This window comes from Sphaerisporangium siamense, assembly GCF_014205275.1.
Taxonomy (GTDB): Bacteria; Actinomycetota; Actinomycetes; order Streptosporangiales; family Streptosporangiaceae; genus Sphaerisporangium; species Sphaerisporangium siamense.
In genome coordinates, this window is sequence record NZ_JACHND010000001.1 from 3737001 (window position 1) to 3758882 (window position 21882).

The 21882-nt window shown below is 70.1% G+C and carries 17 protein-coding genes; 14 read left to right on the plus strand and 3 right to left on the minus strand.

What is annotated here, in order from left to right:
• The first annotated feature begins 26 nt into the window (after nucleotides 1-26).
• The 13 genes from BJ982_RS17130 to BJ982_RS17190 all read left to right on the plus strand — a co-directional run bounded on the left by BJ982_RS17130 (nucleotide 27) and on the right by BJ982_RS17190 (nucleotide 15107).
• The gene (locus BJ982_RS17130) at nucleotides 27-1124 is read left to right on the plus strand and encodes a radical SAM protein (RefSeq protein WP_184881266.1); all 1098 of its coding nucleotides are present in this window, start codon (nucleotides 27-29) and stop codon (nucleotides 1122-1124) included.
• Complete coding sequence (locus tag BJ982_RS17135; RefSeq protein WP_184881268.1) at nucleotides 1121-3250, plus strand: ANL family adenylate-forming protein; 2130 nt, start codon at nucleotides 1121-1123, stop codon at nucleotides 3248-3250. Before BJ982_RS17130 ends, BJ982_RS17135 begins: the two co-directional genes overlap by 4 nt.
• Entirely contained in the window at nucleotides 3247-4023 is a 777-nt protein-coding gene (locus tag BJ982_RS17140) for an SDR family oxidoreductase (protein ID WP_184881270.1), read from the plus strand. The genes BJ982_RS17135 and BJ982_RS17140 overlap by 4 nt, the downstream gene beginning before the upstream one ends.
• Complete coding sequence (locus BJ982_RS17145) at nucleotides 4023-5177, plus strand: Gfo/Idh/MocA family protein (RefSeq protein WP_184881272.1); 1155 nt, start codon at nucleotides 4023-4025, stop codon at nucleotides 5175-5177. Before BJ982_RS17140 ends, BJ982_RS17145 begins: the two co-directional genes overlap by 1 nt.
• Entirely contained in the window at nucleotides 5174-5992 is an 819-nt protein-coding gene (locus BJ982_RS40445; RefSeq protein WP_203959003.1) for a 4'-phosphopantetheinyl transferase family protein, read from the plus strand. The genes BJ982_RS17145 and BJ982_RS40445 overlap by 4 nt, the downstream gene beginning before the upstream one ends.
• Entirely contained in the window at nucleotides 5989-6927 is a 939-nt protein-coding gene (locus BJ982_RS17155) for an ROK family protein (RefSeq protein ID WP_184881275.1), read from the plus strand. The genes BJ982_RS40445 and BJ982_RS17155 overlap by 4 nt, the downstream gene beginning before the upstream one ends.
• Nucleotides 6924-8093 carry an aminotransferase class I/II-fold pyridoxal phosphate-dependent enzyme gene (locus BJ982_RS17160; protein WP_184881277.1) on the plus strand — a complete coding sequence of 390 codons (1170 nt, stop codon included), beginning with the start codon at nucleotides 6924-6926 and terminating at the stop codon, nucleotides 8091-8093. The genes BJ982_RS17155 and BJ982_RS17160 overlap by 4 nt, the downstream gene beginning before the upstream one ends.
• Before the next feature lie 4 nt (nucleotides 8094-8097).
• Nucleotides 8098-9228 carry a glycosyltransferase family 2 protein gene (locus BJ982_RS17165; protein WP_184881279.1) on the plus strand — a complete coding sequence of 377 codons (1131 nt, stop codon included), beginning with the start codon at nucleotides 8098-8100 and terminating at the stop codon, nucleotides 9226-9228.
• Nucleotides 9225-9986 (plus strand): PIG-L deacetylase family protein, encoded by a 762-nt coding sequence (locus BJ982_RS17170; RefSeq protein ID WP_239122898.1) that lies wholly within the window; start codon nucleotides 9225-9227, stop codon nucleotides 9984-9986. Before BJ982_RS17165 ends, BJ982_RS17170 begins: the two co-directional genes overlap by 4 nt.
• 197 nt (nucleotides 9987-10183) lie before the next feature.
• Nucleotides 10184-11083, plus strand: a complete 900-nt coding sequence (locus BJ982_RS17175) for a hypothetical protein (RefSeq protein ID WP_184881283.1) — start codon at nucleotides 10184-10186, stop codon at nucleotides 11081-11083.
• Nucleotides 11084-11104: 21 nt separating this feature from the next.
• Nucleotides 11105-12466 carry a cytochrome P450 gene (locus tag BJ982_RS17180; RefSeq protein ID WP_184881285.1) on the plus strand — a complete coding sequence of 454 codons (1362 nt, stop codon included), beginning with the start codon at nucleotides 11105-11107 and terminating at the stop codon, nucleotides 12464-12466.
• 125 nt (nucleotides 12467-12591) lie between these two features.
• Nucleotides 12592-13023, plus strand: coding sequence for a cupin domain-containing protein (locus BJ982_RS17185; protein WP_184881288.1), 432 nt, complete (start codon nucleotides 12592-12594; stop codon nucleotides 13021-13023).
• 173 nt (nucleotides 13024-13196) lie between these two features.
• Nucleotides 13197-15107 carry a RiPP maturation radical SAM C-methyltransferase gene (locus BJ982_RS17190; RefSeq protein WP_184881290.1) on the plus strand — a complete coding sequence of 637 codons (1911 nt, stop codon included), beginning with the start codon at nucleotides 13197-13199 and terminating at the stop codon, nucleotides 15105-15107.
• A gap of 329 nt (nucleotides 15108-15436) precedes the next feature.
• Here the strand turns inward: BJ982_RS17190 and BJ982_RS17195 are convergent, their stop codons facing one another.
• Nucleotides 15437-16396 carry an HNH endonuclease gene (locus BJ982_RS17195; RefSeq protein ID WP_184881292.1) on the minus strand — a complete coding sequence of 320 codons (960 nt, stop codon included), beginning with the start codon at nucleotides 16394-16396 and terminating at the stop codon, nucleotides 15437-15439.
• Between the two features lie 301 nt (nucleotides 16397-16697).
• Nucleotides 16698-17918 (minus strand): HNH endonuclease, encoded by a 1221-nt coding sequence (locus BJ982_RS38520; protein ID WP_203959002.1) that lies wholly within the window; start codon nucleotides 17916-17918, stop codon nucleotides 16698-16700.
• Nucleotides 17919-18706: 788 nt separating this feature from the next.
• On the opposite strand from BJ982_RS38520, the gene BJ982_RS17205 reads away from it, so the two are divergent.
• Nucleotides 18707-18985: a hypothetical protein gene (locus tag BJ982_RS17205; protein WP_184881294.1), complete on the plus strand. Its 279-nt coding sequence runs from the start codon at nucleotides 18707-18709 to the stop codon at nucleotides 18983-18985.
• 242 nt (nucleotides 18986-19227) lie between these two features.
• Here the strand turns inward: BJ982_RS17205 and BJ982_RS17210 are convergent, their stop codons facing one another.
• Nucleotides 19228-21882 carry a M48 family metalloprotease gene (locus BJ982_RS17210; protein ID WP_184881296.1) on the minus strand — a complete coding sequence of 885 codons (2655 nt, stop codon included), beginning with the start codon at nucleotides 21880-21882 and terminating at the stop codon, nucleotides 19228-19230.

The following is a 21882-nucleotide window of genomic DNA, read 5'->3' on the forward strand; positions in this document are numbered from 1 at the left end:
TCGGCTCAGGGAGCAGGAGACACGCCATGCCCAAAGCACTGCTCGGCAACGACCTGGTCATCAACGAGGACTCGTGCAACCTGAGCTGCACCTACTGCCTGACCGGCCAGAGCAACCTGAAGGAAGGGCACCAGCTCAAGCTCATCTTCCAGCCGCCCACCCGAGACTCCTACACGCCGGGCGGCCCGCTGGCCGACCGGATCGAGACGGTGTCCGACCGGCTCCGCGACCACTTCAAGCTGCCCCTGCTGAAGGTCACCGGCGGCGAGATCTTCCTGGTCAGGAACATCATGGACTTCCTGGAGCGCGAGGCCCCGAAATACGAGGTGCTCGTCGTCCAGACCAACGCCGTGCTCGTCAACGACGAGCACCTGGCGCGGCTCACCGCCATCCCGAACGTCGTACTGCAGATCTCGCTGGACAGCCACCTGGCGACCGGCAACAGCTACCGGGTCCCCAAGGACTCCCTGCACGACCGGATCGTGGCCGGGATCGCCCACATCATCGAGTCCGGGATCCCCGTCGAGATCTACGCGGTGCTCAACGACCGCAGCGTGTCCGAGATGACCGACTTCGCCGGCTGGCTGATGAGCTTCGCGAACCGGCCGACGTACTTCCCGTTCCCGGTGCGCGGGCCGAGCGCCGAGGAGTTCAAGGTGCGCCCGGATCAGGTGCGCCACATCGAGGAGTTCGCCGAGCGGTACGACGAGTTCGCCCCCATCCTGCCGCCCCGCGCGTACTTCGACCGGCTGCTGCGCTTCTACCACGAGGGACGGCGCAACTTCCGCTGCCACCTGCCGCGGCTGGTCGTGTCCACCTTCAGCGACGGCGTCGTGACCCCGTGCCCGAACATCTGGTTCAGCGACATGGGCAACACCCTCGGCGAGGAATGGGAGAAATCCCTGAACAAGGTCGGCGAGACCGGCCTGTACAAGGCGCTGCTCGCCCCCCGTCCCCGGCTGGAGGCCTGCCACGGCTGCTTCACGCCCTGGGACACCCTGTCGATGTACTTCGAGGACGAGATCACCCTCGACGAGCTGTGCGCCGCGCCCACCTACTCCCCGCCGCGCATCAGGGAACTGCTGGCCGAGATGAAGCGCGAGTACCTGGCGGGCGGCGCGTGACCGGCCTCCCCGGCCTGGTGCGGTCCGGCGACCCGGACCGGCGCGTCGTCAACGGCCTGACCGCGGCGCAGGTCGACAAGGAGGTCCGGCGCCGCGCCGACGAGCTGCGCGCGCTCAGGGTGGCCGGGCCGGTCGCGCTGCGGGCCCCCAACGGCGCCGACTGGCTGGTGGAGTTCCTGGCCCTGCTGGAGGCCGGGGCGAGCCCGCTGCTCGTCTCGGAGGACGCCCCCGACCAGGAGCTCTCCCGGCTGCTCGACCTGGCCCGCGACGGCGACCGTCCCGAGCGGGCGATCCTCGTGCCGACCTCCGGCTCCACCGGCCTGCCCGCGCTCGTCACCCGCACCGAGGCGTCCCTGCTGCGTGAGGGCGAGCGGTACCGCACCACGCTCGCGCTGGACGGGTGCGACCGCGTCCTGCTCCCGCTGCCGCTGTGCCACGCGTACGCGCTGGCGTGGGCGACGGCCGCGCTGGTCGCCGGCGCCGAGCTGCGGGCCGTCCCGCCCGCCGCGCTCACCGCCATCGAGGACGAACTCGCCCAGGGCGCCACGATCATCGCGCTCGTGCCCACCCTCGCCCGGCTGCTCGCCACCCGGCGGCTCCGGCGCGGCGGCGAGATCCCCCCGCCGCCGCGCATGGCGATGGTCGGCGCCGGGCCCGTCGACCAGCGGCTGGAGGACTCCTTCCGCGCCGCGTTCGGCTGCGGCACCTCCCGCAACTACGGCTCCACCGAGACAGGAACCCTGTTCGCCGGCCTGGCCGACCTGCCGTCCCTGTGCGTCGGACGGCCGCTGGACGGCGTGGCCTACCGCATCGTCGACGAGCGCGGGCGGCCCTGCCCGGACGGCAGGCCCGGCGTGCTGGAGGTCGAGCTCGACGACGCCGGCGCCTGGCACTCCACCCGCGACCTCGCCGTCCGGGACGCCGAAGGCCGCGTCTTCATGCTCGGCCGGCAGTCCAGCGCGATCCGCCGCGGCGCGCGCTGGGTGGCGCCGCTGGAGGTCGAGAACGTGCTGCGCGAACACCCCGCCGTCCGCGACGTGCACGTGTACGCGCGGGCCGGGCGGTTCGAGGGCGAGGACGCGATCGTCGCCGAGGTCGAGGCGGCCCCCGGCCTGGACGAGGGCGAGCTGCTGGCGTTCGCCCGCGAGCGGCTGGCCCCGCACAAGGTGCCCACCGAGATCGTCCGCACCGCCCGGCTGGACCGGACGATGACCGGCAAGGTCCGCGCCAGGCCCCGCTACCGGCTCGCCGGACCGGACGTCGTCGCCGCGGCCGTGCGCGGGTACAAGGCGGCCGAGCTGCTGTTCGCGCTGCGCGACCTCGGCGTGCTCGACCGGCTCGACGGCCGCGCCGGCACCGAAGAGATCGCCGCCCGCCTCGGCCTCTCGGCCCCCGAACTCGACTGGGCCCTCGCCATCGCCGCCCGCCTCGGCCTCGTCGTCACCGGCACAGAAGGCGACCCCGAGACCGGCCCGTACCTGGACCTGGAGGCGGCGCTGTCCCGCGGCTGGACGGCCAGGGAGACGATCGCCGACACCCTGCGGCACGGCCGCCGCCGACTCGACGTCCGCGCCCCCGCCGACGAGGTCGTCCACGCCTACCAGGCGGCGATGAACGGCCCCCAGACCGCCGGCCGCACGCGCCTCGGCCGCAGGCTCGCCGCCGTCCCGCCCGGTGCCCACGTCCTGGAGGTCTCCGCCGGACCCGGCCGGTACCTGGCCGAGATCCTCGCCGCAGACCCGGCCGCCACCGGAGAGCTGCTGCGGCTCGGCCGGTTCTCCGGCCCGCCCGCGCCCGGAATCACGACCACGGAGGATCCGCCGGCCGGGGCGTACGACCTGTGCGTCGTCGCCAACGGCATCCACGGCCCCGCGCCCGGCGACGACCTCGCCTGGCTGCTCACCCGGCTGCGTCCCGGCGGGCGGCTGCTCGTCGACGACGTGTTCCTGCCCCCCGAGGGCGCCGGGTCCGAGCTCGGCATCGACTGGCTCACCCACGGCGGCTGGTCCTGGCCGGCCGTGACCGACCTGACCGCAGGGCTCGCCGCGGCCGGCGGCGCCGTCGTGCGCGACGCCCGGATCGGCGCCTCGCCCTGCCACCTCGTCCTCGCCACGGAAGGATCATGATGGCCGACCTCGCCCACCTGACCGCCCGATACGGCCTGGACGACCGGGTCGCCGTCGTCTCCGGCGCCTCCGGGAACATCGGATCCGCCTGCTGCCGCGAACTCGCCCTGGCCGGGGCCACGGTCATCGCCGGCTACCACGGCAACGAGCAGGCGGCGAAACTCCTCGCCGAACAGATCGAGGCCGCCGGCGGCACCTGCGTCCCGGTACAGGCCGACCTCAGCCGCCCGGACGGCGCGCAGACGCTCGTCGACACCGCCCTGCGGACCTTCAAGCGGGTCGACATCGCCGTGGCGGCGGCCGGCATCCGCACCCGCCGCCTGGCCCTCAGCACCGACCCCGCCACGGTCGCCGAACTCCTCGCCGTCAACCTCGAAAGCGCGATCGGCCTGGCCAAGGCGTGCCTGCGCCCCATGATGCGCGCCAGGTACGGCCGCATCATCCTCTTCGGCTCCCGCGCCGGCGTCACCGGCCTCCCCGGCCACGCGGCCTACGCCGCCACCAAGGGCGCGCTACAACCGTGGGCCGCCTCCGTCGCCGGCGAACTCGGCACCCACGGCATCACCGTCAACGTGATCGCCCCCGGCGCCATCCGCGCCGACCAGACCGACTTCCACTCCGAGGAAGAACAGAAACTGGTCCTGAAGTTCATCGGCGCCGGCCGCTTCGGCGAACCGGAGGAGGTCGCCGCCGCGGTGAGTTTCCTGGCCTCCTCCTCATCCAGCTACCTCAACGGCACCACCGTGACCGTCGACGGCGGAGCAAGATTCTGATGGACCCCGCCCGGACGACCAGCACCGCCGCGGTCTCAACGCTCCGGACCAACGCGACTTCCATCGCTGCCGTCACGACGGTCCGGGCCGCCGTGGTCGGGCTCGGCTGGAGTGGCCGGGAGCTTTGGCTGCGCCGGCTCGCGGCCAACCCCGCCTATCAGGTCACCGCCCTGGCCGACCCGGACGACGAGGCCCTCGCCGCGGCCGCCGAGATCGCCCCCGACGCCCGGCGCACCCGCCGCGCCGAGGAGATCGGGCCGGACCTGGCGGACCTGGCGATCGTCGCCGTCCCCAACCACCTGCACACGGCCACCGCCGAGACGCTGCTCGGCACCGGCGTGTCGGTGTTCGTCGAGAAGCCGGTGTGCCTGTCCCGGCCGGAACTGGAGCGGCTGCGGGCCGCAGAGGCGGCGAGCGCCGGACGGCTGTTCGCCGGCAGCGCCGCCCGCTGGCGCGCCGACGTGGGCACCCTGCGGTCGGTCGTGCCGGCACTCGGCCGCATCCGGCTGGTCGAACTGTCCTGGGTACGGGCGCGCGGCATACCCCGGCAGGGCGGCTGGTTCACCGAACGGTGCCGTTCCGGGGGCGGCGCGCTCATCGACCTCGGCTGGCACCTGCTCGACGTCGGGCTCGACCTGATCGGACGGCCCGGCATCGTGCAGGCGTGCGCGGTCACCTCGGCCGACCTGCTCGACGACGGCCGATGGTCGGCGTCCTGGCGGGGCGACAGGACGGCGTCCGGGCGGCGCGACGTGGAGGACGGCGCCGCCGGGTTCCTGGTGACCGACGACGGCGTCGGAATGTTCCTCCGCACCGCCTGGGCCTCCCACCAGCCGTACGACCTCACGAAGATCCGCCTGCACGGCTCCGCCGCCACCGCGTCACTGTCCTGCACGTTCGGCTTCAGCCCGACCCGCGAGCCGACCCCCCGCCTGGTCGTCCACCGCGCCGGCATCGCCGAACCCGTACCGCTGGCGGAGGAGCCGATCGGCACTGAGTATCACCGCCAACTGGAGGAACTGCCCCTCCTGGTCGCCGGCGGCGAGCCACGCGGCCGCGCCCTCGACGAAACCGCGACGATCATCAGCGCCATAGAGGCCCTCTACGCCTCCGCCGCCCCCCCAAGCTCCCCCCTCAAGGAGCGAGCCGGGTGACCCCCACCCCCCACCCCTCGAACAGCAGCCCATCACCCGGCCCCTTCAGCATCACCGGGCCACCCCGCCTCCCGAGCACCACCCGGGGGCCTGGTTCGCTGAGCCGCACCCGGCCGTCCAGTCCGCCGCGCGACGCCCAGCCGTCCGGTCCGCTGGGTGACGCCGGGCAGTCCGGTCCGCTGAGCGATGCCCGTCTGCGTAGGCTCCTGAGCGATGTCCGGCCGCCTGGACCCCAGGACGTTCACGTCTGGACGTTCCCGGCCGACGAGCAGGCCCGGTACGCGGCGGCCCACTTCGTGACACGCCGGATTCTTGGCCGATACCTGGACCTGCCCGCCGAGGCCGTCGAGTTCCAGTACGGCGAGAACGGCAAGCCCGCGCTGCGCCCCGACCCGGCCCGGCCGGACCTGCGGTTCAACCTCAGCCACTCCGGGCCGCTCGCCTTGCTCGCCGTTGCCGTGGGGCGCGACGTCGGCGTGGACGTGGAACGGGTGCGCTCCGGCGTGTCGGCCCGTGCCATAGCCGAACGGCGCTTCGACCGCGAGGGTGCCGAGGCCGTCGCCGCCGACCCCGGCGTGTTCTTCCGCCTGTGGACCCGCAAAGAGGCCTGCGTCAAGGCGTCCGGCGGGCGCCTCGGCTGGGGAATGGCCATCCCGGTCTCCGGCCCCGTCGCCACCGGGACCCCCCGCCTGCCCGGCCCGTGGCGCCTGTACGACCTCCCGGCCCCCGAGGGCTACGTCGCCGCACTCGCACTACCCGGACCGCACCCCGCACACGTCACGACGCACCCACTCCCCGAAGGCCCGCTGCCATGACCTCCTTCCTTGCCTCGGGTGCCGGCTCCGGTACCTACCTCGGCATCGACATCGGTGGGACGAAGGTGGCCGCGCGGATGGAGGTCGGGAACGCCGCCTACGAGGCGGAGGCCCGCTGGCCGCCGTACGCACCCGATCCCGAGCGCGACCTGGCGGTGATCGGGGACCTCGTCGAGCGGCTGGGGCCGCGGGATCGCTGCGCCGCCGTCGGCGTGTCGTCCGCGGCGACGGTCGACGGCGGCGGCCGGGTCGTCGCCTGGCCGAACCGGCCGAGCTGGATCGGCTTCGACCTCGTCGCCGCGCTGCGGTGCCGGCTGGGAACGTTGATCGACGGCGCGCCGGTCCGCGTCGCCGACGACGGCGGCCTGGCCGCGCTTGCCGAGGCGCGCGCCTGCGGCTGCCCCGACCTGGCCTTTCTTGGCGTCGGCACCGGCGTCGGCGGCGGGCTCGTCCTGGACGGCGAGCCGTTCGCCGGCGGCGCGGCGGTCGAGCTGGGTCACATGGTGGTCCACCCCGGCGGCCCGGCCTGCTCCTGCGGCCGCGACGGCTGCCTCCAGGCCACGGCGTCCGGCCCGGCGACGCTGCGCCGTGCCGCCGCGCGCAGGGGCGGGACGGTCACCGCCGAGGACCTCGTGTCGGCAGCCGTCCGGGGCGAGGACTGGGCGGCGGCCACGATCGCCGAAACCGCCACGGCCCTCGCGTTCGCCGTCGTGTCGCTCACAGAGATCGTCCGGCCGAGGCGGGTCCACATCGGCGGCGGATTCGGCGCCGCCGCGCCCGGCCTGGTCCCCGGTGTGGCCGCCCACGTCGCCGCGCTCGCCAGGACCGGCCGGCCTGTGCCGGTCGTGGCGCCGGCCGCACTCGGCCCCAGGGCGTCGCTGCTCGGCGCCCTGCTGCACGCCCGGAACGCTCAACTTCAGGAGGTGGCCGGATGACATCCGCCGAGGTTCCCGCCCAGCCGCAGTTCCCCGAATGGCCCCAGTACGGCGAGGAGGAACGGGCCGGTCTGACCCGCGCCCTCGAACAGGGGCAGTGGTGGCGGGTGGGCGGGGCGGAGGTGTCGGCCTTCGAGCGCGAGTTCGCCGACTACCACGGCGCCCCCTACGCCCTCGCCGTCACCAACGGCACGCACGCGCTGGAACTCGCCGTGGAACTCCTCGGCATCAGGCCCGGCGAGGAGGTGATCGTGCCGGCGTTCACGTTCATCTCCTCCTCCATGGCCGTGCAACGGCTCGGCGTGGTCCCCGTGCCGGTGGACGTGCTCCCGGACACGTACAACATCGACCCGGCGGCGGCCGCGGCCGCGGTCACCGACAGGACCCGGGCCATCATGCCGGTGCACATGGCCGGTTTCTTCTCCGACATGGACGCGCTCGGCAAGCTGGCCACCGACGCGGGCGTGGCGATCCTTCAGGACGCCGCGCACGCGCACGGCGCGCGGTGGCGCGGCCAACGGGTGGGCGAGCTGGGCTCGATCGCGGCGTTCAGCTTCCAGAACGGCAAGCTGATGACCGCGGGGGAGGGCGGCGCGCTGCTGGTCCCCGACCGGGAGACGTACGACGAGGGCTTCGTCCGGCACAGCTGCGGCCGGCCGCCGTCCGACCGCCGGTATCTGCACGAGACCGCCGGGACGAACTACCGCATGAACGAGTTCTCCGGCGCGGTGCTACGGGCCCAGCTCGCCCGCCTCCCGGAACAGATCGCCCGCCGCGAGGCGAACTGGCCGATCCTGCGCGCCCTGCTCGCCGCGATCCCCGGCGTCGAGCCGCAGGGCCGCGACGACCGCTGCGACGTCGTCCCCCACTACATGGCGATGTTCCGCCTCCCCGGCACAACCGAGGAACGCCGCAACGCCATCGTGGACGCCCTGGTGGCCCGAGGAATCCCCGCCTTCGTAGCCTTCCGCCCCATCTACCGCACCGACGCCTTCTGGTCCGCCCCCACCGAACCACTCTCCGTGGACGACCTCGCCCGCCGCTGCCCGATAACCGAAGAAATCGGCAGAGACTGCATCTGGCTCCACCACCGCACCCTCCTAGGCGACGAAGCAGGCCTGACCGCGATAGCCAACACCCTGACCGCCGTGCTCTCCGACCTCTGACGCCATGAGCGTCAGCGTTGTCATCCCCACTCGGGACAAGGCGTTGCGGCTGCGCCTCACGCTGGCCTGCCTCGCCGACACGGAGCCCGCCGGTTACCTGACCGAGGTCGTGGTCGTCGACGACGGGTCCGTCGACGCCACCGCCGAGGTCCTCGCGGAGGCCGCCGAGCGGCTGCCGCTGCGGGTCGTCGCCGGTGGCGGGCGCGGGCGGGCCGGCGCGCGCAACCTGGGCGCCGAGCACGCCGGGGGCGACCTGCTCGTGTTCCTCGACGACGACGTGCTCGTCGGGCCGGGATTCGTGGGCGGGCACCGCGCGCGGTCCCGGCCCGACCGGTTCGTGCACGGTCGGCTGCGCGAGTTACCGGCCGCCGACCACCTGGTCCGTACGCTCGACGGCGCGCCGTACCCGGAGGTGCGCGAGGCCCGCGACCTCATCCACGGCGGACGGTCCAGCCACCCACGGCATCGGCTCAAGGCCAACGCCCTGGAACGCGCGATCGAGGCCATGCACGGCGGCGACCTCCCCGACGCCGTGCCGTGGCTCGGCTGCGTCGGAGCCAACGTGTCGATGCCGCGCGCCCTGTGGGAGCGGGTGGGCGGCTTCGACGCCGGCTTCGGCGAGGTCTGGGGATGCGAGGACCTGGAGCTCGGCCTGCGGCTGTACGAGGCGGGCGCCCGCCGCGACCTGGCCCCGGACGCCCTCGGCGTCCACCTCACCCACCGCCGCCCGTCCCGCTGGGACGAACACGCCACCAACATGAACCGCTTCGCCGCCCTGCACCCCGTCCCAGCGGTCCGCGAACTCCCCTACCTCCTCTCCGCCTCCGGCGACCCGTCTACCTACATAACCCGAGTCCTCACCGCCGCCCGACTCACCACCCCACCGGCTCCCACCGTTCCCTCCGCCCCACCTGCCGGTTCACATCTCGCTGGACCCCCGGTCGCCGGGTCCGCTTCAGCCCCTGCTGGACCTCCACCCCCTAGCCTGACCACCGGACCCGCACCTACCGTCCCCGTCCTCGCCGATCCGGCTGCCGCATCCGCCCCTACCGGACCCACCTCCACCGCCGCTCCTCACCACTCCGGACCTCATCCCGTTGCGCCGGCCGCAGGACCCGCCCCCGATGCGTCATGAGCGGCCGGCTGGTCCTATCGCCGCATCCGGATGACGCGGTGTGGTCCATCGGCGGGTGCATCGCGCGCTGGCGCCGTGCCGGCGAGCCTGTCACCGTGCTAACGGTCTTCGACGGCCCGCCGAACGGTCCCATCGCCGGCCTGCCGTCCGACATGGCGAGCGGCACGGCCGAAGGCGCGGCGGGCGTCACCACCGAGGACTGGCGGCGGGTGGCCGAGCCCGCCGTCCGGCGGGAGGAGGACCGCCGCGCGCTCGCCGCGATCGACGCTGGCGGCGTGTCAGTGGGCCTGCCCGACGCCGCCCTCCGTACCAGTGACAACGAACCACGGTACTCGCGGGTGCTGAGCCTGTTCGGCCGTCCGCACCCCGACGACCACACGCTGCCCGCCGCCATCGCCGCCGCGATCCACGCCCACCTCGCCCCCGGCGACGCGCTGTACGCCCCCCTCGCCGCGGGAAACCACATCGACCACCGCTTGGTGCGCGCAGCCGTCGAGTCCGACCCCACCCTGCGGGCCCGCACGACCTGGTACGAGGACGTCCCGTACAAGCTCGCTCCCCGCGACACCGCCGGCCTCCACCCGCGCTACGAGCCGATCGACCCGGCCGACCTAGAAGCCTGGATCGCCGCCGCCGTCCACTACGAGAGCCAGGCCGAGGCAGTCCTCGGCGGCACGAGAGAACTGCGCGCTCACCTGACCGGCCGCGTCGAGCCCCACGGCGGCGCCATCCGGTTGTGGTCGGCCCCCGCCGCCTGACCAGGCCGTACCCAGCCGTCGAGAGCCGGACCAGGCTGTGCCCGAGGCGACTGGGGGTCGTACCACGCCGTGCCGGAATCGGACCTGTACGGCGGGGGAGAGGGACACCTGACGTGGCCGCATCCGGACTTGACGGTATGCCCCCGACGTACCACCCGATCGTCCTGATTCGCTGCGATAACGGAAACAATCAGCCCATGACGCTGACCGACGCCGCTCGCCGGATTGACGCGGTTGAGCGCTTCATCTGGCTGAACGCCCGCCTCATCGACCGCTACCGCTTCGACTGCCTCTTCCGGGACGGCGACTCCGACCGGCTCGTCGCGGCGCTGCGGCCGTACCAGAACCCGGACGGCGGCTTCGGCAACGCGTTGGAGGGCGACTTCCGCGGCCCCACCAGCCAGGCCACCACCGCCGATTTCGCGCTGCGCATGATGGACGACGTCGGCCGCAGCGACCGCGACATCGTCATCCCGTTCTACGACTGGCTGATGACGGTGACCAGCGAGGACGGCGGCGTCCCCATGGTGCTGCCGACCGTCGAGGGCTACCCGCGCGCGTCCTGGTGGGAGAACCCGACCCCGCCCGGCCTGAACCCCACCGCGACCCTCGCCGCGTACCTGTGGCGCTACGACATCGACCACCCGTGGCGCGACCCCGCGACCGCGTTCGCCTGGCGGGCGTTCGACGGCATCCCGAACCGCATCGCCGCCGGCGAATGGCCGGTGCAGATCGCCTACGACGTCCGTACCGCCGTCCAGTTCCTCGATGTCGTCCCCGACCGCGACCGCGCCGAGAAGACCTGCGCCGAGGTCGGCGAGATCCTCAAGGACCACGACGTCATCGCCTTCGACCCGACCCGGCCCGGCGACATCTCACTGCCCCTCGACTTCGCGCCGGCCGCCGACTCCATCACCAGGAGCTGGTTCACCGACGACGTCATCGAGGCCAACCTCGACGTGTTCGCGGCCGCCCAGGACGAGGACGGCGGCTGGCAGGTCACCTGGGACGTCTGGAACCCGTCGTCCCTCGCCGAATGGCGCGGCTGGTTCACGATCGAGCGGATGAAGATCCTGCGTTCGTACGGCCGTATCTGACTGTGGAGGACTAGCGACGCCATGGCCGCTCCCACCGTCCAGGAAAAGCTTCCCGAACTGGTGCTGACCCCCGTCGACAGGCTCAGGCTGCGACGCACCCGGCGCCCCACCGACTTCCTGGAACGGCTGGGCGCGGGCTCCCCGCGGATCGTCCGCTTCCGGCTGCGCGGCCAGGACACCTACCTGCTGATCGCCCCGGACCTGGTCCGCGAGCTGCTCGTCGCCCAGGGCCGCGCCACCGGCAAGGCGCGCGGCCACAGCCACGCCCGCATGATCCTCGGCCAGGGTCTGCTCACCAGCGACGGCGACCTGCACCAACGGCAGCGCCGCATGATCGCGCCCGCCTTCCACCCGACCCGCGTCGAGCAGTACGCCGACCAGGCCGTCGTCACCGCCACCGTGCTCGCCGAGCACCCCGACTGGCGGGACGGCGCGGTCCGCGACGTCGCCGAGGACATGATCGACCTGATGCTCCTCAACATCGGCCGCATGCTGTTCGGCGCCGACCTCACCGAGGACGCCGGTGCCGTGGCCGGCGCGCTCACCACGCTGCTGCGGCCCTTCGAACGCCGCCTGCTGCCTACCAGCAAACTGATGCGCCGCCTGCGCACCCCCGGCGACCGGCAGATCGCCGCCGCGGGCGCCGAGCTGACCCGCGTGGTCGAACGCCACATCGCCGAGCACCGCGAGTCCGGCGACCGTGGCGACATCCTCTCCATGCTGCTGTCCGCCCGGGACCCCTCCGGCGAGCCGATGCCGGACGGCCAGGTGCGCGACGAGGCGGTCACGATGATGCTGGCCGGCCACGAGACCTCGGCGGCGGCGCTGTCGTGGACGTGGTTGTTCCTCGACGAGAACCCTTCGGTGGCCGAACGGCTGCACGAGGAGGTCGACCGCCTCGACACCACCCCCACCCACGGCGACCTGGACCGGCTGCCCTGGTCCCGCGCGGTGATCGCCGAGTCCCTGCGCATCATGCCCCCGACCTGGATGATGAGCCGCCGCCTCCAACAGGACGTCGTCTTCGACGGCTGGACGGTCCCCGACGGCTCGACCTGCATCGTCGCCCAATGGCTCACCCACCGCGACGAACGCTGGTGGCCCACCCCCCTGACCTTCCGCCCCGAACGCTGGATCACCCCGGCCGGCAAGTTCGACGAGACCGCCCCCGGCCAGCCGCCAGGCGCGTACTTCCCCTTCGGAATGGGCCGCCGCGTCTGCCTCGGCCAACCGTTCGCCCGCGCCGAACTGGCCCTGGTCCTGGCGACGCTGACCCGCCACTGGTCGGCGACCCTCATCCCCGGCCACCCCATCGACATCCGCCCCGGCACCGCCCTACGCCCCGCCCACGGCCTGCGGATGACCCTGCACCGCCGCCCGTGAGGCTGCGGCCACCCATAGAAGCCGAGGCTGCGGCCGCCCGTAGAAGCTGGGGCGGGAACGCGACTCGCGAAGGGAGCAGCGATGCCTGGGGCTGGGGCGCGACCGTCGCTCGCGAGGGAGTAGTGATGGCTGGAACACACAAGAAGCCCGAGGACCTGGACACCGAACTCACCGGCGGCATCAAATCCGGCGGCGAGGAATGGGGCGAATTCACCGTCCGCTACGTCGAGGTCCCCGCAGGCACCGACGTGACCCCCCTCCTGAAGGGCCTCCCCGGAGACCTGTGCCAGTGCCCCCACTGGGGCCTGATGCTCAAGGGCGAAATGTGGCAACGCTACGCCGACGGCTCAGAAATGCTCACCCGCGCAGGCGAACTCTTCTACTGGCCCCCCGGCCACACCGGCATCAACCACGTAGACACCGTCTTCATCGAGTTCAGCCCCACCACCGACCTCCGCCCGGTCATCGAACACATGGCCCGCCTACTCAGTAGCCCGGAGACCCCCTCCCATGGCGACACCGCCGCCCAACCCCTCGTCCCCGACCGCACGTCCTGACCTGCCTTTCCAGGTCGCGGCACATCGGCTGAAGCGGCTCGTACGCGGCCGCCGAGATGACCCACGGGTCCTGGCGCGGACGGCGCCGAAGACCGACCCGCCCCCGGCCGCGCGGCATGGTCCGATGATCCAGTCCGGGATGTGGCCGCTGAGATGAACTGGAGGTCCGGTCCATGCGGGTAGCGCTGGTCAACATGCCCTGGGCGCCGATCGACGTCCCCTCGCTCGCCCTCGGCATCCTGCGCAACACCGTCTCCCAGTCCCTTCCCGATGCCGAGGTCGTGGACGTCCACGCCCACCTGGACTATCTGGACTGGTGCGCCGGCCTCACCGTGGACGACTACCGCTTCTATTCCGATCACACCTACTTCGAGGGCTACGGCGACTGGATCTTCTCCGCCGCCCTGTACGACGACCCCGCCTGGCGGGTCGCCGAGTTCCGCGACCGATACACGAAGTCGATGACCCCGGACGAGCTGTCTCTAACCCTGCGCCTGCACGAGTCCGCGCCCCGCTTCGTGGCCGACCTGGCCGACCGTCTCGCCGCGATCGCCCCCGACATCATCGGCTTCACCTCCACGTTCCAGCAGACCACCGCCACCCTCGCCACCGCCCGCCGCCTGAAACTCCTCCGGCCGAACACGGTGGTCATCCTCGGCGGCGCCAACTGCGACGGCGTCCAGGGCGCGGCCCTGCACCGCAACTTCCCCTTCCTCGACTACGTGGTCCGCGGCGAAGGCGAAGCCGCCTTCCCCCAGCTCCTGACCACCCTGGCCGGCGGCGTACACCCACCTTTACCGACATCCTCTGCGGCGGAGGTGCCCGGCCTGTGCTGGCGTACCCCGGACGGCACTTCGGTCGCCAACCCGATGCGGGCCCGCCCCTTGCGCCCGTCCGAGATCGTGGCTCCCGACTACGGCACCTACTTCGACCGCCTCAGCACCTCCACCGCCCGCGACCGGATCGAGCCCAAGCTCGTCGTCGAGGGATCACGCGGCTGCTGGTGGGGCGAGAAACACCACTGCACTTTCTGCGGCCTGAACGGCACGGCCCTGGAATTCCGGAGCAAAAGCCCGGACCGCTTCTACAACGAAATCATGGACCTGGTGGAACGGCACCAGATCCGGGACATGTTCGTCGTGGACGACATTCTCGACATGGGCTACCTGACCTCCGTCCTGCCCCGGATAGCCGAATCCGGCCAGGACCTGCGGCTACGCTACGAAGTCAAGTCGAACCTGCGCCGCGACCAACTGGAAACTCTCGTCCGCGCCGGCCTGACCCACGTACAGCCGGGCATCGAAAACCTAAGTGGCCGGGTGCTCGACCTCATAGGCAAGGGCGTGACCGGCTGCCAGAACGTCCGCCTGCTCCGCGACGCCGCCTCCGTAGGTCTCTCACTCTCCTGGAACTACCTCTACGGCTTCCCCGGCGAAACCGACGACGACTACGAGTCCGTCCTATGCCAACTCCCCGCCCTGCACCACTTGGCCCCGGCCGAACAGGTGGCTCGAATCGCCATCGAACGCTTCAGCCCCTACTTCGACCGCCCCGATCTAGGCTTCCCCGACCCCCGCCCCCGCGACCACTATCACCTCACCTACGACCTTCCCGAACGAGAACTCGCCGACCTGGCCTACCTCTTCGACGCCCCACCCCAGGGCATCGCCGACACCATGGCCACCCACCTCGCCAACGCCGTCACCACCTGGCGCGACGCCTACTCCACCAGCCACCTCACCTACCAGGAAACCGACAACACGATCACCGTCACCAACACCCGCCCCACCTACCACTGGACAACCCTCCACCTGCAAGACCCCCGCGAGATCGCCGCCCTCCACCTCCTCGACCAACCCCGCACCGCGGCCTTTCTCGAACGTGCCCTCCCCGCCGATACGACCTGGGTCACGAGCCTGCTCAAGCACTGGCACGCCATGGGTCTGCTCTTCACCGACGCGGACCGGTACCTCCACCTGGTCACCACCCCAACGATCCCCGCCCTGCCCCACTCCCTGCCCCCTGAGTGGCCCGGCTGGCAGGACACTCCAACACCCCAGGACCACACGACCCCCCTGCCATGAAGACCGCAGGCTACAGATTCGGACCGATGGGACACCGCCACGTCCGAGGGGGAAAACCGGTGCGAGAATTGGCCGACTGCGCAGCGCGGAAAGCAAGGGCACTATTTCGCGGCTCGATCGACGCATGTCGTGACGAGCTACAAATCCACGAAAGTCGTAGTGCGAGGCCAACGGCATACCTTCGTCCCGGCTTGAGATCTGGTACGTAAGATATGCCTTCGCCCAACGGTGAGCATCGGAGCAATTTCCGGCCGGCACCGCATCGTCGGCGGCTTAGAACCTGTTAAGTGTTACGAAAAGGGTACGCTCCATGCCGGTGATATAAAGGTTCAAAGTACTGTTCGCTCACCCCAGCCGTCAATTGCAAGCGCTAGATGTTGTTCTAGGTAGCTGACAGCCGGACGGAGCTGTGATGGGACCTGGATGGGGGCATTGGCGAGCATCGCCAAGTCGGGATATTTGTGCAGGCTCGGTGCGATTCGTACGGTCCAGGTTCTGGCTTCGATGACCAGGAGTCCGCGGTCGAATAATGCGTGGAGATCACGGCGGAGCAGCAGGCCGCCATTGATGTCGTGATTGGGAGTGTCCCTGTAGCGATAGAGATGGGCGGCTTCGAGACACTCGGCTGGTTGGGCCCCTGTGATGGCGCAGCAACTACCATAGCGTTCTAGGAGGTGGCTACGGAACTTCGCTTGTCCCACCCGTGCCCTTTGAAGGACCTGCCGATGGCCGCCCTTAATAGGCGGGCGCACGCCGCCGTCCTCCCTCCACCACAGTGAGCCAAGGCCGACTGCGGCGCTGAAGAGCTCTCGCAGTCCATCTGGTTTGATGGGGCGGATGGACTGTTGCCCTGACCGGTTTCCATACAAGCTGCGGAGCGCTTTCTCTGGCATCGGTGTGTCCAAAGGACGCCAGGTGCGCCCGTAGTAGCCCTCGAACACGGTGACGTCGATGGTCTCTGACGTCGGAGTCTCGAACTCTTTTCCGCATGGTGAGCATTTGAAGGGAATGTCGCGAGTCTTGCGGGTTTTGAAGGAGGTCGCTCCGCATTGTGGACAGCGCCGTCGCTCCTTCTTGCCGGTACCGGAGGCGATCTCGTCCATCCAGGCAAGACCGAGAACCCACCCTCCGTCCTTAAGAATGACGAGGTCACCCTCTTGGGCGTCGCCACTGTGAGCGACCGTGCTGTTCCACACATACTTATCGCCTAAGACGTCCTCGTAGCCGAGGTTGCCCCCGAATTGCCGGTCGGCCTCCTCGACAGTGAGGAGACTCCACGCTCTCAGCATCGACGTATGATCTCATGCCCGGTCCGCAATGTGCTGACAAGTCAGATCAATCTCGCGCAAGCTGTGATATTTTCGTGTTCCTCCCAGGGAGGGTGTGCGCTGCAGTCCCATGTCAGCCAATGAGCGTAGAACCACAGGTCGGCGAGCTGGGGTGAGGGCGAGCCGGTAGGAGAACCGGGACCAGGAACGGCTCAAGAGGGCGACTGCGGCGCGGTTCATTGGTCCCGTCGTCGCTGCGCAGTTCGCGTCGTGCGCTGCGTGCGTCTGCGCTCCTCTGCGATTCCTGGCAACCCTCGGTCACTTACACCGCACCCGCTGCCTGAGAGTCCTCTGAGATGTGGCAACGATGGTAAGCAAGGTGTCGGCGATCCGGTGGGTGTCCGTCGGCGAGCCGCATTTGTGCGATCACCTTGCCGCTGGGGACGTCGACGGCCACCAGCTCGTCGCTGATTGTGATCGTTCCACCGTCGAACAGGACGTGATGGTTAGGGCACAGGCAGAGAAGGTTGCCCGGCTCGTCGGGGCCGTTGTGAGGCGTGCCAAGCGGGCGGATGTGGGCGCCTTCGGCGTAAGGACCTCGCCTGGTCGTGAGACGGATACCACAGAGTTGGCACCGATGGTCGTGCAGGAGCTTGACCTGCTCCGCGAGCGCCGAGTCACGGATCACGCGGTTGGTTGTGACCGCGCGGCGGCTTGGTGTCGGTGTCCCATTGGGAAGAGATCTGATCTCGTCCTGGGGCGACGAGATGGCGTCGGGTTCAGGGGCAAGTCGGGTGGCCGCAAGTAGCTCATCGTGGTCGACATCACGGAAGTACTCGTCGAGGAGCCGCAGGACGATCTGAGCGCGTACGGCCGGATGGTCGGTGACAAGGTTGTGAGCCCATGAGGGTAAACCGCTGAGTGGCTGGTTCTGCCGCATCCAGCGCTGAGCCGCACTGCCGCTGGCCCTTGGAACGTCGTCATGGTCCGGGAAGGCCCAGAGCCCGTGGTGATAGAGACGGAGTACGGGAAACTCGGCGTGTAGACCGTCGCCGGGATGACCGAACTCTCGCAGGAGCGACTCGAGTGCGGGAAAGGCAACTCTCCATGGCACAAGGTGTTCGTAGCCCCGGGCCGCTCTGCCGAGGGCCCAGAGAAGGGTCAAAGGCTGATGCCGTTTCCGCGCGCCGGGCGTGGCCGATGCGGCGGTTTTGAGTGTGAGGATCTTCTGGAGCAGGTTCTCCAGGGAGCGTCCGTCGATGACGTCGCTCGGACGGGTGACCTCAAAGCCGAGGTTACTCAGTGCGCGTGCGACGGTGGCGTTGCCGCCGGAGAAGTTCTCGGCTTGGAGCGGTCGCCCGTCAACGCCGCGATGTGCCACGCCGGCGATGGCCTTGGAGTCGTACCGCTTCCCGTCATGTAGGAGGAAGTAGTCGCGTGCCGGGCCGTATCCGTAGACCTTGAGAAAGGCATCCCTGCCCAGCTTGTCGTACTCCTCGATGGCGGACAGAACCATCTCGTGACGGAGATCGGAAAGTGCCATAAGGGCATGATAGGAGGAGCTATTGAACTAAATGCCAAACCTGATGGCTATATCAACCGATTGATGTGGTTTTGTCCACTAATTTCGCTGGTATGGGCTAGGCTGTTCGCCGCCGGTCGGCGGCTGCCGGCGCAGATGGGAAAGCCGTATCCCCGTCTCCTGCAAGCGAGATGCAATAGGCGTGGAGCACAACGCGCACCGTTCTGGGCGTGGGTCAGTTCTCGAGGATGTCAAGCGGCTGAGCATGGTAGAACGCTCGGTGTGGAGTAGCGGCAGGATCGGTTGCGGGCGCTGGAGAGTTGTTTCGGCGGCTGTGTCGGGAGGCTGGGCTGACGGGTTTCGGGTGCTCTGGTCTCGGAGAGAGGGACCGCCGCGAGCTGCATGCATTTCGGATGCGGTCGCGGGATGAGGTGTCGCGGCCGGGGGTGGGCGGGCTGGGCGGGAAGCGGCGAATGCCGCCCGAGTGCGTTCGGCTCGGTAATTGCGGTGTTCTCCTCGGCGATGATTCTTCCGCTGTTGCAGACGGCCGAGTAGTCACGACTGGCGTTGGCGGTCGGCCAGGATATGGATGAGGAAGAAGTGGCCAGGGCAGCGACCGCGCGCGTTGAGGTGCAGGCGGTGCTCTTTGAGGAGGGCCGGAAGTTCGCGTTCGTGCTGGCGGAAGGGCCCGGTGCGGACGTGGCCGGGATCGCTGCCGTATGTTTTCGGCTCGGCGTGGTGCCTGGAGGATCGAGGCGCCGGCGTTTCCGCCGGATGGGTTCATGGGCTTTGACGGGGCGGGGAGCGTAGTGGAGAGTCTGACGGGTGACCTCACGTTGACCGAGCCGCGTGAGATCGCAATGCATGAGGACGCTATCGAGATTTTCGTGGCTTCGGTGGTGTACGGCGACGCCCTGCAAACCTTTCTAGGTGCAGATGGGGTGGATTTTCGGAAGTTGGGGCCCAGCCAGAGAAGTAACGCATTTATGCATGGCGATCTGGAGACCTATGAGCTGGAGGCAATGGCACTGCTTGGCGCCTTCGACGCGTGGCTTCCCCTGCCTCTCAAGATGGACCTGCGCTCGTGAGACTCGCCTGTCCGCGTCGCGTTCAGCGGAACGGTGCTGATCCAGACGCCGATTCGACCTGGCCACCTCGCTACGACGAAGCCATCCTCCTGGCGATCCGCTGTGGCACGGGCGACTTCACAACCAGCTTCACCTTCACCCTTGAACGCATCAAGCGCCGTCCCGCCGGTATCTGACTCAGAACGCGACCACGAACCGGCCTGGTCGTCGGACTTGAACCAGGCGCCGCCCTGCGTGTGCCGTCAGTAGTGGTAGGTGTCCGCGGACGTCTTCGCGGCGAGGCTGATGAGTTCCTGGGCGATGTCCATGATCTGCCTTGACGACGTGAGCAGGTGGTTGAGCCCTTTCTCGAACGACGCGCTGTCGTCCTGCTCGGCAGCGGTGAGCATGGTCTTCACATCGCGGTCGAGCGCGTCGATCGCCGCCGACCAATGCCGCTGCATGGGCGGGTCGGGGAGCTGGAAGTAGCGCCGGATCCTTTGGATGTCGGCGACCAGGGCCCTTAGACGTGGGATCGCCTTCTTCTCATCGAGCTCACCGTTCGGAGACTTCAGCTTGAGGTCATTTCCCAGCTCCTCCAGATCGTTGCCGTACTGCATGAGCAGAGCGCCCCCGCCGTACTGCAACCAGGCCGCCGCCTGAGCCGCACGCAGCTCGGAGGAGGCGCGTGTGACGGCGGGGACATCCGTGATCTCGGCCGTCGACCGGAAGCCGAGGCTGACGCCCCCATCCGTGGGCAGGCCGGCGACCGTCAATAGCACCGGCACCACCGCGGCGACGAGCACCAGGGCGCCGCGCCGCACGCTCCGGCCCGTCTCGGTGAGGAACCCGCCGGCCCACTCGCTCCGCCGGACGTTGAACGGCAGGAGGGCCACGACGGCGACGACCGGCACCGAAGGCACGAGTACGGCGACGATCGGCTGGGGCCACGAGGCTCCGAACCACGCCTTCCAGGAACACGAACGCGCCACGAGGTTAACGGGCCCCAGGCATCCGTCCAGCCCGAGCATGAGGAAGATCCCGAAGGCCGCCACCGTCACCGACAGGGCGGTCACGGCGAGGGTTGTGAGCAGGCGGAAGCGTACGGCACGCCAGGCGGTCCACAGCGCGGCGGGGATCACGCCGGCCAGCGTGGTGAAGATCAGGAACAACGTGACGACGAAGGCCAGAGCGCGGGCGTCGATGGGCGGGCGGATCTGCGAATGGAGGTAGGTCAGGGCCAACGCGTTCAGAAGGAGGGCGAGCGCGCCTCCCGCCAACCCCGCGAGCAGCACTTTCGGCAGCGACGGACGGCTGCCCCCCAGGAAGACGCTGACGACCAGCGGCACCAGGCAGGCCGCGGTGGCGCTCGCGGGCCAGAGTGGCACGGTCGTGAAACCGATCAGATTCGCCGACATCGCCAGCAGCAAGGGTACGGTTTGCCCGCCCACCTGGCCGAGCCGCCCGAGCTGGGCGAGCACGGCCTGGTCGTGGATCAGATGGCCGAGCACCAGGAGCTTGCCTATGTGCTCCCACCACAGCAGCCAGCCGGCCAGCACGAACGCGGTCAGCACGACGCGGGCAACGGTCCACCGCCTCCACAACGCGGTGAGTTCCGCGGCCAGCCGGCAGGTGAACACCGCGAACAGCGGCAGCGCGAGCAGCATCCACGGCCGGCTCGGCAGCCACTGGTTGCCGTCGATCCTGTTCAGCACCGCCTCAGCCAGGACGAGCCCGAGCCCGAACCAGAGCCCGGCCCTGACGCCGTTCGTCGGGGTCACCGTCCCTACCACGATGCTGCCGGCCAGCAGCCCAGTGAGGACCGCCGCGGCCATGCTCCAGTCGCCTCGCAGCCCGAAATCCGTGGGAAGGTCGCTCACCACCGCGGTGACGAACAACGTCGCCGCACCGGTCAGTACCATGGGCAGCGCGGTCTCGCCGGGAGCCGCGGCGCGTTCGATGGCCGTCCTCCGGCTCTGCCACGACGGATGGGAGCTCCATAAGTCGCGCAACCTCCGGGGGCCCTGCTCCACGTACCTCGACCAGACGTCCGGTTCGCCGCCCCAGCGGACGGCGGCCAGGTCCGCCTGATGCTCCCGGTGCCGTAGGAGATTCGCTCGCGTGACGGTGACCAGCAGCGTCAGCGCACCGGCCAGCGCCAGCTCGCGCACCAGGATCGGCGCTGCCCCAGGCCAGAACAGCGAACGAGCCTCAGACCACCCGAACAGCTCGCGGGCCAGTATCCTGCCGTTCGCGGTCGCGAACGGCAGGAGGACGATGATCAGGAAGACCCGCCACAACGCGGTCGTCGCGTACGCGAGCCGTACGTCACCCGCCCTGACGTGGGCCAACTCGTGCAGGACCACCGCCGTGAAGCCTGCGGGATCAGCCTGCCTCCTGGCGAGCAGCCCGGCGTGCAGGCTCACTGTGTAGCTGCCCGGCCGGCCGAACGCCACCGCGCCCGAGGTCATCGCCGAAGGGTCGACGACGAACCGCACGCTGCCCTGGTCGATGCCGGCCCGTGTCATCAACTCCCTGAGCACCGTATGGTCGGCCTCCCCGATGATGGGCCGGGTTCTGCGCGCCCGCCACCACGGCAGCGCGAGGAACAGCCCTGCGGCGCTCACGAGAAGCACGATCAGGACGATCGCCGGTCGCCACCACGACACAACTGGCGAAAAGCGCGCATAACACGCGGTCAGTGCCACGTCGTTCCTGATCAGGGCCATGAGATTGGCCAGCCGTTCGGTTCGGGGATCCACCCCAGCGGCCAGCATGCAGCCGAGATCGCGGTTGTCGTTGTCGATCGTCAGCCGCAGCAGACCTTCGTCCGCCATCGACGCCGTGGCCGCCACCAGTGCCAGGATGAGCAGCGCGAACCGCGGATTGGTGCCGACATTGCCCAGCCTGGCGGGCAC